A 12,637-nucleotide genomic window follows, 5' to 3' on the forward strand; every position below is an offset into this window, starting at 1 on the left:
AAAGAAGAGGAAGACTTATATTTCAGTCTTCCTCTTCTTTTTTATCACCAATTCACTGCTGAACATATATGGAAACTGATCCTCCACTTACATGGAACTGCCCCCATCCATCCTTATTAATTGTTACAGTATTTGTTTGATTACCCGTCATATCGTGCCATACTTCCCCTGCATTATTCTTTCCAACATCCATCCACTTTGATCCTCCCGGTCCATCAGAGATTAATGTCGCTAAACCAGAATTAGCATGTACACTATCACCTTCTCTTGTCCATCCAATCACATCTGGATGGTCTAAATAATCACGCTGCGTACCATATGCAAAGTTTTTTCGCGCCGTCAAAATCGGATCAATTTTATCTTTTAACGCTGGAATTTCATAACTACTATTTCCGTTTGTCCCATAGTAATCACCATAGAAAACTGAAGGATAGCCCTCTGCACGAGTTAAAATAAATGCATATGCCAACGGTTTAAACCACGGACTTACTACAGATTCCAATGATTGTCCAGGCTGAGAATCATGATTCTCAACGAGAGTAACTGCAAGTGCGGGATGATTTTGCATTACTGTTCCATTTAAAATATTTCTCATATCATAATTCCCATTTCCTTTTGAAGCATAATGAAAATTGTAATGTAGTGGGGCATCAAATACTGATTGATTATAATTGACTTTCGCTAAATAGTTATTTAAAGTCCGGATATCATTTTGCCAATATTCTGCCACCGCAAACATTTCTTTTCCCGTTTGCTGTCTGACATGATTTACCCAATCACGTAAATATTCATGATCAATATGCTTAACAGCATCTAAACGAAAGCCATCTAAATTTAATTCATTCGCATACCATGTTCCCCAATTTTTCATCTCATTCGCAACATCTGGATGATCAAAATCAAGATCTGCATACATCAAATAATCATAATTTCCATTCTCGCTAGACACTTCCCAGTCCCATGCTTTACCTATCCCTCTAAATTTATAAATTCGATTTAATTTCCTTCCTTCATCCCAATCCGTTCCGTCAAAATGATACCATTTCCATTTGAAATTAGAATAAGCATCTCCACGCCCTGGAAAGTTAAACCCTGTCCATGCATTAATTTCATAATCACCTGATACTTCAATATTTCGATTGTTACGGTCTACCTCAACAGCTGTTACAGTTTCAGTATAATCTGCTCCACCTTTATGATTCATAACTACATCACCATATACATCGATGTTTTGCTTATGTAAAGCTTCAATTGCAGATTTCAACTGTGCTTTTGTCCCATATTTCGTCCGCACCGTTCCTTTTTGATTGAATTCTCCTAAATCATATAAATCATACGCTCCATATCCTACGTCATTTTGCGTAGTTCCTTTATATGCAGGCGGTATCCAGACAGATGTAATTCCTTTCTGAGCTAAATTTCCAGCATCCGAATGCAAACGATTCCAATGATTCCCATCATTCGGAGCATACCACTCAAAATACTGCATTAACGTTCCATTGTTAACCGTATCTGCATACACTTTACCCCCTCCATATATACTAGATAAAAACAAAACAGCCGACAAACCGACTACTATTATTCTTTTCAACATATTTACACCATCCCCTTTCAAGAAAACGTTTGCATTGTTTATCGAAATTATTATAATATTCACGCTACAATTAGTAAAGTAGCAATCTCTCACTCTCCCACATTATTTTTCAACCTAACTTCACATATTCAACAAATACTTCAAAGTAGTTTTCATTTCACATCTTATTCAAGATTGTTTACAATTTATCTATAAAAGCATGATGGAGGGATTTCTATGACCGACTTTCAAAAACAATTTTTTTCAAGATTACATATAGAAGAAAAAGACAACGTTTCATTTGAAGATTTACCTAACATTATGTACGCGATGGCACAAACTGTCCCTTTTGAAAACTTAAATATACTCGAAAACAACTTTACAGAAATATCAAAAGAAAATCTAAAAGAAAAAATTTTAGCAAACAACCGTGGCGGTCTTTGTTATGAACTTAATCCTACTATGTACTACTTCCTTAAAGACGCTGGATTTGATGTTCATCTCGTTTCAGGAACAGTGTTCAATGCAGCAAATTCTACATGGGCTGTTGATTCTGGACACATCGCAACTGTTTTAACACATCATAATGAACTTTATTTAATTGAAGTAGGATTCGGATCATACTTACCTCTTGCTCCTGTCCCTTTCTCAGGTGAAGTCATTCACTCTGTTACAGGAAATTATCGTATTCGTAAAGAAATGACCGAAAAGGGAAACTACATGTTAGAGATGCGTAAAAACAATGAGTTTTTAGATCAATCTTCTGCTGATGATTGGACGTTAGGCTATGCATTTTATATAGAAGAAGTGAATGAAGAAAAAGCAAATGCAGCACAAAAAATTATCGTTGAACATGAAGGCTCACCATTTAACAAAGTACCTCTTATTGTAAAACTAACTGAAGATGGGCATGCATCTTTAACAAAGGATAGTCTCACAATAGCGAAAAACGGTAAAAAAATGAAAGAAAACGTTACAAATGGGCAATATAAAAATCTTTTACATGCAAAATTCGGAATTACATTATAATTTTTAAAGCCTTGCCATTTTAGCAAGGCTTTCATTTTCCAGCAGGGATTTTTTGCAATTTGTTGTATTTCATAGTTATATAGGAATATAACTACATATTTAGAAAGGAAATGATTATGACTGAACTTAAAGATCGACTACAAGTAGATGATAAAGAAAAATGGAATTTAACGGATATATACCATAGCATTGAAGACTGGGAAAGCGATTTTCATAAAATTGAAGTATTAACGAAAGAATTACACGAGTTTAATGGAAATATATACGATGGCAATAGCTTATTAGCTTATTTAACAAAGAGTGAAGAAATATCTAGCATAATATCTTTAATGTTCGCTTATGCACGATTACAATCTGATCTTGATACGCGTGATACTGATGCCCAATCTCTTGTCGATAAAGTGTCACAATTACATGTAAAAGTAAGTGCGGCTAAATCTTTCTTTTCTCCATTCTTACTTAGCGTAGATGAAGACACATTACATTCTTACATAGAAGAAGCAGAAGGCTTACAATATTATAAAGAAGACTTATTTGAATTATACCGTTATAAAAAACACGTATTGAATAAGGACCAGGAAGAGATTTTATCACAAATGGGCGAAGCACTTTCCTCTCCTCAGCATACATACGGCATGTTAAATAATGCGGATATTCTATTTGGTGAAATTACGACTGATGATGGAGAGAAAGTAAATTTAACACGCGGAATGTATGCAAAGTTAATAGAAGATGAGGATCGCGAAAAACGTAAGGAAGCCTATAAAGCTTATTACAAACCATACGTTCAATTAAAAAATTCTATCGCTTCTACTTTATCTGCTGCTATTAAAAATAATGTTACGGTTTCAAAGCTAAGAAACTACCCATCAGCTTTAGAAAAATCATTATTTGGCGACATGGTTCCAAAAGAAGTTTATGAAAATTTAATTAATACTACGAAAAAAAACATTCAATCACTACATACTTATAATGAACTTCGAAAAGAAAAATTACATGTAGATGAACTACGCCAGTACGATTTGAGCGTTAATTTAGTAACGGGTGTAAAACAAGACATTCCATATGACAAAGCGTTTGACATCATGATTGAATCACTAGCTCCATTAGGTGAAGAATATATCGAAACATTAAAAAGCTTTAAAGATAAACGTTATATTGACGTGAGAGAAACGCCAGGGAAACGTTCCGGTGCTTATAACTTTGGTGTATACGGTGTTCATCCTTTCATTCTTTTAAATCACCATGATGATTTAAATAGCCTTTTCACTCTTACTCATGAATGTGGACACGGTATGCATACGCACTACTCACACGGATACCAACCAAGAATTTCTGCACACTATACTATTTTTGTTGCAGAAGTCGCTTCTACAGTAAATGAAGTGCTATTAATTCATCATTTATTAAAAGAAGCAAAAGATGCTAATGTACGTAATCATTTAGTAAATCACTTCATCGACAAATTTAAAGGCACTTTCTTTACACAAATTATGTTCGCTGAGTTTGAAAAAATCACACATGAAATAGCGCAGCAAGGTAAACCATTAAATGCTCAAGTCTTTAGCGAAGTTTATGAAAACTTGTTTAGAGAGTATAATGGCGACTCCCTCGTATTTGACGAAGAAGTAAAATATGGATGGGCTAGAATACCGCATTTCTATCGTCCATTTTACGTATACAAATACGCAACTGGATTCGCTTCTGCAATCCAAATTGCCGATAAGTTATTGAGCGGTGATCCAAATGCGCAAAAACATTATATTGAATTCCTTAAAGGCGGAAGTTCTGACTATCCATTAAACTTACTGAAAAAAGCTGGTGTTGATTTAACTACGCCAGAACCAATTGAAAGTGCACTAAATCGTTTTAGCTCACTTGTTGAAGAATTTTCAGCATTATAAAAAGCATGCAGAGTATATACTCTGCATGCTTTTTTCATTTCGATTACTTTATTCTCAGTCTATTTTCATAACTAAAAAACAAATTTGCGTCACATACTCCTCTACTAAACAATCACATTCAGGTCCTTTGATGTAAACCTCATATGGTGAACTCTCTACTACATAACCATTTCTTTCAATCCATTTTTCTAACGCTATATATGCGTAACCTATATAGTCGTAACTTCCATAGTGCATAGTAGTAACGATTTGATGCGGATTTAGTTTTTTTATTTCGCATTCTTGTACTACGTCTTTATCGTTCTCATGCAAAATTGGAATTCTTAATTCAATATCGCTTTCATTTGGGATATACTCTTCATCATAAAAAACCGTAGAAGGCGAGCCGACTATTTGAAAGTTATGCTTTTGTACCTTTTCATATAAGTCATAAAAATAATCATCCATATCATCTATATTTATTTGTAACCTTTGAGTAATTACCGTTATTTCATTTCTCATTCCAATTAATATATCGTAACTTCTATGGCGAGCAATATGCAGACCATTATTCACATTTACCATTTCATTCATTTCTGAAATAACCTGTAAATTTTGCTTCACTTCATGAGACAACTCTATAATTTGCGCTTGCATATGTTTCACAAACGAATCTTGATCTGATGACTGCAAAATGATTTTAATTTTAGGTAGAGGGAACTTATACTCTCTTAACTTTTTTATTTTCAACGCTATTTCTAACTGTCCTTGCTCATAATATCTATACCCATTTTCCGGGTTCACATATGCTGGTTTTAATATATCCTCTTTGTCATAATGCCTTAGCATCCGTGTACTCATTTTACAGATCCGCGAAAACTCAGTAATTGTATACATATACTTACCCCTTGAATACATTTTCTTTTACAATTATTTTAAAACCAATCAAAAATCTTCCTAACTGAAAAATCTTCATTCCGATTGTTCAATCTTTTCATTTTTGAAGGTAACAAATGATGAGGACAATACCACGTTAAACAATTTATTGCGCCTCCCATTGTTGATATTTCTCCTACATGAATTTGAATAGCTTGTTTCTCCGTATACTGTTGAATATATCGTAAAACTTCCCGATCTTTAGCTAATCCAAACTTAGGAACGTAAATCGTATCACATGTTTCTAACATATTTATATACAACCCTTTTGCCGATGCTATTTCTTCATCATAGTGTCCTTTTTCTGTATATGACGATGGAACAACTATAAATTTAGCTTCTGGCATTTGCTCTTGAATAATCTCTTGAACATTATATCTAAATTCATGATCCCCTAAAAAATCACTTATAAACATCGTATGTTCATCAATAAATTTAACCATTCCGTCTGCATGCGCGAGTACGTCCCCTTCTTCAGCAGGAATAATAATAACGCGGCTCACATCCAAATCCCATTCCAGTTGCTCTATAATTTCTTCTTCCGTCCAATCATAATTATCATCAAATATGCGTTCCGTTAATATTACAGTATCTTTTTTATTCCAAATAAGATTTCCACCGTCTAATATCAATGGAGATTTCACATATTCAAAGTCGTTCTTTTTCAACCATTTATTAAATTGTTGATCTAAATATCGCCATTGATCTTTCGGTAAGTAATTTGGTTGATATTTAAATTTAACTAAATGATTTGTGACAACTGGTGCAACATCTCTGAGCCAAATATCATCATACTCAAAAAAGCTTGTATGAAAGTCTTGTTCCTCAACAGATAAAGAGACAAGTTGATCAGCAAAAGATTTATGTTCATTTAAGTATTCATTAAAATAAACCAGATCTTCATAAAATGGTCGATAATATTCATTTGATTTATCTGGTATTGCAGTAAAAATAATTCCATTATGTTTTTGTTCCATAATATTTACCTCACTTTTTAGTAATGGTTAAATAAATAATTTCACTATGCCAACTATTTCTCTTTTCATAACAATTTTCGAAACGTGCACATTTCATGAATGGATTATAGCACGGAGAAATATTATATATTTATATAAAAAATATATCCCTGTAGTTGAGCGGAAAGTTGACTCTTGACAGGATTTTAAAATACAATATTAAAAATTTATATAAAAATATGAAATTGAATAATAGAATCATAAACCCTATCATTATGAAGCTAGTTAATATTATTTCTTTCAATGCTGTTACTCCTTTTTGGCGAAAAATAAAACATAACAAAATAGGTAAAAGTAACAATGTACCTATTTTGTCCGCATGTTACTAAATTTCAATCCATTACTTCAATGGAATTGGTTGTTGCTGTGTAACACAATGAATCATGCCCCCATTTTTATAAAGCTCTCTCACATCAATCCCAACTACTTTTCGATCTGGGTATAACTTCTGAATTGTATCGTTTGCGATTTTATCATTCGGATCATTATAATTAGGCACTAATACCACCGTGTTCCCAATATAATAATTGATATACGAACCTTTATAATCGAGAGCTTTTCCATTTTTTAAAATAACGTTCTTATTACTAAGAGGTAAGTATTCATACTTATATTTCTGTCCTGACGCATTTTTTGCATCTAACAATGTGTCCATATCTTTGCTCGACAACCCCCACTCGGCTAAGTCATCTTCTTTCATCGTTACAATGGTAGATTTACCATGGAATTTAGCAAATCCATCGATATGGAAATCAGTAATATCTAAATTTGGTACTCCATCTAACCAAATAAAGTTTGATACCCCTAGGTCACTAATATATTTTTCAATTTCCTTTTCTGATAAATCCGGATTTCTATTTTTATTTGTTACCGCACTCCTAGTTAATAAAGCAGTCCCATTACTGTCTAATTCAATTGCTCCACCTTCAAGAACAAATTCCCCCCAATCAATTCTTTCAATCCCTACTTGTTCACTAACATTTTCACGTACACGAGCATCATTTTGATAAGGAGTTTTCTTTCCCCAACCATTAAATGCTGGATCTAATATTTTGAGATTTTTATTATTGTCATAAACAAAAATTGGTCCACTATCTCTCGCCCATACGTCATCAGTAGGAGCAATAATGAAATCAATTTTATCCATATTCAGTCCTTTATCTATTAAAAGATTATTGATGCGCTCTTTCTCCCCATCATCGTATGCGACAATGTGGACATTTTCCCCCTCGGTTAAAGCACTTGTCATCTTAACCCAAATCGGCTCTACTTCCTGTCTATACTCTTCACCATATGTGTATTCATGAGGCCATTGCAGCCAAGTACCTTCATGTTTATCTTTTTCATCTGGCATCGTATATTTTCCAACTTTGTTCTGTACCTCTACTTTTTCATTCTCTTTCCCTTTTGTATTTTCATTACCACCTTCAAAAGAACAACCGCTAATAATCGCAGTGGATAATACACTTATTAAGCCAAACTTTATTACTCTTTTCATTTTTCAACCTCCTGTTCTTGTCTCCAATAATATAAAGCTTCACATAATGTGAAGCTCAAGCTTTTTCAGTAATGTAAAAATCACCAATTATTCCTTGTATTTATATCATTTAACTACCTATATATATTTATTCAAATACTAACTACCTCACCTACTTATTTAGTAAGCCAAACTTTACGCAAAAAAAATCGATATTGATAATTACATATCAATACCGATTTTAAAATTATTATTTTCCTTCTATTAAATCATTCGCCATTTTCCTAAACTCTTGATTAAATGTATCATTCATACCATTTTGAACGTTAGAGAATAATATGACGAACGTTTTTTTATCCCAGTTAAAATTATTAAAAGTATTCCAACCTGCTAATACCCCGTGGTTATGATAATAATCTGGATACGTATAGAAACTAAATCCATATTTTCTTGCGGGTGATGCAGTAAACATATCTAATACACTTTGTTTAGAGAGCAATTTCCCATCCATAATAGCCTCATCTAACCTTTTCATATCTTCAACAGTCGTATACATTTCACCACACCCGTACAACCAGTTCATTTTTAAGCGAGGTGCAGCTATTAACTCATTATCTTTTCTCGTATAGCCTTCTGCTAAAAAAATATCTTCAGGGAGAGTTGCACCCATTCCAGATTCATGCATTTCAACAGGAGTAAAAATATTTTCTTTCACATATTCAGCGAGCGGTTTATTTGCTATCTTTTCTACAATATACGCAAGTACCATATAATTATAGTCTGTATATTTCCAGCCTGTCCCTGCAGGAAATTGCAATTTTTGCCCTCCAATCCACGTTACTAACTTTAAACGTGACGCCGCATTCACCCTACCTTGTCCCTGATCTGGTAAGCCGGACGTGTGTGTTAACAAATTTCGCAATGTAATGTTTTTATCTGCCGGAAACGATGGAATATACTTATTTACATTGTCTTCAATATTTAATTTTCCTTTTTCTTTTAACTGCATAATAGATATTGCAACGACTGTTTTCGTAATTGAACCAATGCGATATTTCGTTCTTGGCGTTGTTACTACTTTATCTTTCACATTCGCATAACCATAACCTTTTCGTAAAATTACATGGTCTTTACTAGCTACAAGAACACTCCCATTAAATCCTTTATCTTTTAAATATTGATCTAGTTTTCCAGCTACAACTTCATAACGCTGCTTCTCATTTGCATCAACTTCTTGCATATCATCCTTTTGCTTACTATTTACATTAGAAAATGCCTTTATATCATATTTCTTACCTTTATTTGCATGTATTAGTGCAACGACACTCCCACAAAAAATAGCAAAAATAAAGAAAACAATTAACCATTTCTTTAGCATATTAGGAACCCTCTTTTATCTAGTTTCACTTAACGCGCATCCATTCTGTTCTATATCTTTTAATTTTCAAATATTTTATAATACTACCTATTATTCACCTAAATGAACTAGATTCCTTTTTCTCACATTGAGTTTTTGGCTACTCTCTATTGTATTTCTTTCTTGCAAAATTTCCACCTTACAATCGGATACACTCTACTATAATTTCAACAGATTATGTAACATTTGTTACACATTATCAAAAAGGAGTTATAAACATGAAAAATACTGATAAACGCAATCGTTTAGATGATATGATGTTCCATTACAGAGTAACAAAAAACAACATAGTTTTAATTGAATATTACGGAAAACAAATTATGATATTAAAAGGAAATGATGCTGAAAAATTTATAAATAAAATAAATCATGCACATAACGATACAGAAAAACAACTCATTATGGCTAAAGTTACAGGCAACTTCAAAAGAGGCAATGAACGGTATTGAAAACGAATCTCATTTATATTTTGATTATACAACATATAAAAAAAGAAATGTCGCTCCTTCGGCATTTCTTTAGACTTTCTTCATAAAAAATTTACATTGCTAACTTTCTTTTATTTTTTATTTTTACGATATAAACTCACTGCCGAGATACTTAATAACATCACTATACACAACCACGCATACGTATATCCTTTCTCATCGACAATATAACCAAATAAAACAGGTGCAACAATAATCGCAATTTGATTAAATGTAAGTGCCAAACTAACTGTTATTCCCACAGATTCTTCACTTGCCAATTCAGTAACTTCGACGATAAAAAGACTAAACCAACCAATTGAAAAGAAGCCTAACAATGCACTTACACCATACAACACTCCACTGGTTACTGTATGTATGCCCATGACTAACAATAGAATTAAACCGATAGAAGTACAGACAGCAATAAATAATGGCGTGCGCCGATTACCTTTATAAAACAAATCACTACTAGCTGCTAATACAACACGGCCAATCATTCCAGAAAAGAACATCACTGAAAATACTGTTCCAGCTACAATAGATGTAATAGTTTGTTCTCTTACTAAAAATTTCATGAAGTGTCCAACTAACACCATTTGTAATGAAATCATGCAAATACCCGTTATATATATTGGATACAACTCTTTTTTACGTATCACTACTTTTAGCTGCGTCCAAAAAGAAATTTTAATATGTTCTTTCCTTGCATCCTCTTGAACATATGGCTCTTTATAAAACATAAAAAATAATAATCCTCCAATTATACAAATGCATGCCATACTATTTATCGCGTAAGTCACATTATATTGTATTGCCAAAAACGGGATTAGCACTCCTGTTAACGCACCACCAATTGGTATACCAGCTTGCCTTATTCCCATCGCTAATCCGCGGTTTTCATTTGGGAACCATTTTAAAATCACTTTACTTCCTCCTGGCTGAGAAACACTATAGAACATTCCTACTAATAAAAGTACAAATAATAGAACATTAAATCCATTTACTATATTAGTTAGTAAAAACGAACCTCCTAGCAAAAATGAACTGATAGAAATCAACAACTTTTCATTATATTGATCGAGTAACCGACCGGCCAAAAGCATACAAAATAACGGTCCAACATTTACAACACTTACTAATAATCCACTCTCCATATTCGTAAGCGCATATTCTTCTTTCCAAAATAAAGAGAAAGCTCCGACACCATATGTTATAAGTGTCGCCGTTGTTTGAGCAATCGTCGCAAAAATTAACATAACCCACTTATTAGCACGATTCATCCTTTCTTCGATTAACACTGTAATCCCTCCATCCCCTTCCATTGTATGAAAGTTCTGATATCATATAAAATAAAGATTCATCATATAATCCATCAAAAAAATTGATACCTTTTCGGAGGGAAGATGCATGGACATAAAAGATTTAACTGTATTTTACGAAGTTGCAAAAGAAAGTAATATTTCTCACGCAGCTAAAAATTTGAACTATGTACAATCAGGCGTAACAATGCGTATGAAACAACTAGAAAATGAATTAGGTGTACCTTTATTTTATCGTAACGGAAAAGGGGTAACTTTAACTTCCAACGGTGAGATTTTATTAACATACGCCAAACAAATTATAAACTTAATGGATCAATCTATAATAACGGTTCAAAGTAATGGAACTGATCCTAAAGGGACTTTGAAAATCGGGTGTACAGAATCTACAACCGCGGTAAGGCTGCCATCTATATTAACGGCCTATTATGAGAAATACCGAGAAGTCGAATTGATTTTAGAAACAAATACGACCGAACAACTAATTAGGCTTGTGTTAGAACGAAAACTAGACGGAGCGTTTATAGCAGGATCTACTCAGCATACTGAACTTCATACAAAGGTATTTCGTGAAGAAGAATTAGTTCTCATTAGTAAAAACACTTTATCCTCTCTTAAAAATATAGAAGATATGAATTTACTCGCTTTTAGTCACGGTTGCTATTATAGAAGTTTATTAGAAGACTGGCTTCAAGAAGAAGGCATCTCGCCTAAACGAGTATTAGAGTTTGGAACAATTGAAGCAATACTCGCCTGTGTAAAATCAAATATGGGCGTAGCAATCATGATGAAATCTATATTAAATGGTCATGCACATAACTTATCATTTAATCCTTTACCTAATAGATTCAAAAAAGTTCCTACTACTTTTATCTCTAGAAAAGATATATATCACTCAGCTGCATTACAAAAATTTATGGAGATGATTTAACAATGCGTGAAAAGAAAATACGTGGGATGAAGCGTAAAACAAACACAATGATAAAGCGAATTGAAAAACATACAAAAACGTTCCCTTCTGCTTTCTATTACGATGAATATTGGTATATGCCATTACCAGTTTCCCAAGCTTTTATCAATTCGTGTAAAACACCTAGAAAAGTAAAACGATTATGTATACAAACTCTATTAAATCAAGCAAACCATTTAATAAAAATAAAACCGAGCGATACACATACATATCGAGTTGTTGTTTTGATTTCTATAGAAAGTTTGTGGGACTCACAAATCATTATATTTAAAAATGAAGACTACTTTCATAATTTCTTTAATAGAAATAGTAAATTTCAAAAATGGATTCCTCTTTCAAATGAATCTGATTTTTGGAAGGTATGGGGAATTTTAATTTGTCCTACTGCCCAAATGTTGCATTTTCAAGAAGTCATTTATGATGAAGATGCAATCGATGAAAATGAGATTTGGTTTATTGGAGAGTTATCTTAAAAGGGGTACTTTCGAATGAAAAGCTTCCCTTTTTCCACCTAACAAAATCGCTATATAATGAATTCATCATTTTA

At 33.0% G+C, this 12,637-nt stretch carries 11 protein-coding genes; 5 read left to right on the forward strand and 6 right to left on the reverse strand.

Features of this window, described 5'->3' with window-relative positions:
- Window positions 1-52: 52 nt before the first annotated feature.
- Window positions 53-1,594 carry an alpha-amylase gene (gene amyS / locus AC3WTI_RS08150; RefSeq protein WP_087958848.1) on the reverse strand — a complete coding sequence of 514 codons (1,542 nt, stop codon included), beginning with the start codon at window positions 1,592-1,594 and terminating at the stop codon, window positions 53-55.
- Between the two features lie 216 nt (window positions 1,595-1,810).
- Between amyS and AC3WTI_RS08155 the strand changes: the two genes are divergently transcribed.
- The gene (locus AC3WTI_RS08155) at window positions 1,811-2,602 is read left to right on the forward strand and encodes an arylamine N-acetyltransferase family protein (RefSeq protein ID WP_087958847.1); all 792 of its coding nucleotides are present in this window, start codon (window positions 1,811-1,813) and stop codon (window positions 2,600-2,602) included.
- A gap of 116 nt (window positions 2,603-2,718) precedes the next feature.
- Window positions 2,719-4,506 (forward strand): oligoendopeptidase F, encoded by a 1,788-nt coding sequence (gene pepF / locus AC3WTI_RS08160; RefSeq protein WP_097841819.1) that lies wholly within the window; start codon window positions 2,719-2,721, stop codon window positions 4,504-4,506.
- 54 nt (window positions 4,507-4,560) lie between these two features.
- Here the strand turns inward: pepF and AC3WTI_RS08165 are convergent, their stop codons facing one another.
- From AC3WTI_RS08165 to AC3WTI_RS08180, 4 genes are all read right to left on the reverse strand, one after another.
- Window positions 4,561-5,382 (reverse strand): MerR family transcriptional regulator, encoded by an 822-nt coding sequence (locus tag AC3WTI_RS08165; RefSeq protein ID WP_097841820.1) that lies wholly within the window; start codon window positions 5,380-5,382, stop codon window positions 4,561-4,563.
- 38 nt (window positions 5,383-5,420) lie between these two features.
- A complete protein-coding gene (locus AC3WTI_RS08170; protein WP_097841821.1) occupies window positions 5,421-6,398 on the reverse strand; it encodes an agmatine deiminase family protein in 978 nt (325 codons plus the stop codon).
- Between the two features lie 379 nt (window positions 6,399-6,777).
- Window positions 6,778-7,935 carry an agmatine deiminase family protein gene (locus AC3WTI_RS08175; RefSeq protein ID WP_142305914.1) on the reverse strand — a complete coding sequence of 386 codons (1,158 nt, stop codon included), beginning with the start codon at window positions 7,933-7,935 and terminating at the stop codon, window positions 6,778-6,780.
- A 229-nt stretch (window positions 7,936-8,164) separates the two neighbouring features.
- Complete coding sequence (locus AC3WTI_RS08180; RefSeq protein ID WP_087958843.1) at window positions 8,165-9,292, reverse strand: serine hydrolase domain-containing protein; 1,128 nt, start codon at window positions 9,290-9,292, stop codon at window positions 8,165-8,167.
- 257 nt (window positions 9,293-9,549) lie between these two features.
- Between AC3WTI_RS08180 and AC3WTI_RS08185 the strand changes: the two genes are divergently transcribed.
- Entirely contained in the window at window positions 9,550-9,780 is a 231-nt protein-coding gene (locus tag AC3WTI_RS08185) for a hypothetical protein (protein WP_087958842.1), read from the forward strand.
- Between the two features lie 110 nt (window positions 9,781-9,890).
- On the opposite strand, the gene AC3WTI_RS08190 is transcribed toward AC3WTI_RS08185, so the two are convergent.
- On the reverse strand, window positions 9,891-11,123 hold the full coding sequence (locus AC3WTI_RS08190) for an MFS transporter (protein WP_142286768.1): 1,233 nt from the start codon (window positions 11,121-11,123) through the stop codon (window positions 9,891-9,893).
- Between the two features lie 85 nt (window positions 11,124-11,208).
- On the opposite strand from AC3WTI_RS08190, the gene AC3WTI_RS08195 reads away from it, so the two are divergent.
- Together AC3WTI_RS08195 and AC3WTI_RS08200 are read left to right on the forward strand one after the other, a co-directional pair.
- The gene (locus AC3WTI_RS08195) at window positions 11,209-12,051 is read left to right on the forward strand and encodes a LysR family transcriptional regulator (protein ID WP_097841822.1); all 843 of its coding nucleotides are present in this window, start codon (window positions 11,209-11,211) and stop codon (window positions 12,049-12,051) included.
- Between the two features lie 2 nt (window positions 12,052-12,053).
- The gene (locus tag AC3WTI_RS08200; RefSeq protein WP_087958840.1) at window positions 12,054-12,563 is read left to right on the forward strand and encodes a DUF3916 domain-containing protein; all 510 of its coding nucleotides are present in this window, start codon (window positions 12,054-12,056) and stop codon (window positions 12,561-12,563) included.
- Window positions 12,564-12,637 lie beyond the last annotated feature (74 nt).

The sequence above is a fragment of the Bacillus sp. EB106-02-03-XG38 genome, assembly GCF_058792175.1.

What these genes read in the sequence shown, in the direction of transcription:
- pepF (WP_097841819.1), top strand. Translation starts at nt 2,719, where the DNA reads ATGACTGAACTTAAAGATCGACTACAAGTAGATGATAAAGAAAAATGG.
- AC3WTI_RS08200 (WP_087958840.1), top strand. Translation starts at nt 12,054, where the DNA reads ATGCGTGAAAAGAAAATACGTGGGATGAAGCGTAAAACAAACACAATG.
- AC3WTI_RS08180 (WP_087958843.1), bottom strand. Translation starts at nt 9,292, where the DNA reads ATGCTAAAGAAATGGTTAATTGTTTTCTTTATTTTTGCTATTTTTTGT.
- AC3WTI_RS08175 (WP_142305914.1), bottom strand. Translation starts at nt 7,935, where the DNA reads ATGAAAAGAGTAATAAAGTTTGGCTTAATAAGTGTATTATCCACTGCG.
- amyS (WP_087958848.1), bottom strand. Translation starts at nt 1,594, where the DNA reads ATGTTGAAAAGAATAATAGTAGTCGGTTTGTCGGCTGTTTTGTTTTTA.
- AC3WTI_RS08190 (WP_142286768.1), bottom strand. Translation starts at nt 11,123, where the DNA reads ATGGAAGGGGATGGAGGGATTACAGTGTTAATCGAAGAAAGGATGAAT.
- AC3WTI_RS08165 (WP_097841820.1), bottom strand. Translation starts at nt 5,382, where the DNA reads ATGTATACAATTACTGAGTTTTCGCGGATCTGTAAAATGAGTACACGG.
- AC3WTI_RS08195 (WP_097841822.1), top strand. Translation starts at nt 11,209, where the DNA reads ATGGACATAAAAGATTTAACTGTATTTTACGAAGTTGCAAAAGAAAGT.
- AC3WTI_RS08155 (WP_087958847.1), top strand. Translation starts at nt 1,811, where the DNA reads ATGACCGACTTTCAAAAACAATTTTTTTCAAGATTACATATAGAAGAA.
- AC3WTI_RS08185 (WP_087958842.1), top strand. Translation starts at nt 9,550, where the DNA reads ATGAAAAATACTGATAAACGCAATCGTTTAGATGATATGATGTTCCAT.
- AC3WTI_RS08170 (WP_097841821.1), bottom strand. Translation starts at nt 6,398, where the DNA reads ATGGAACAAAAACATAATGGAATTATTTTTACTGCAATACCAGATAAA.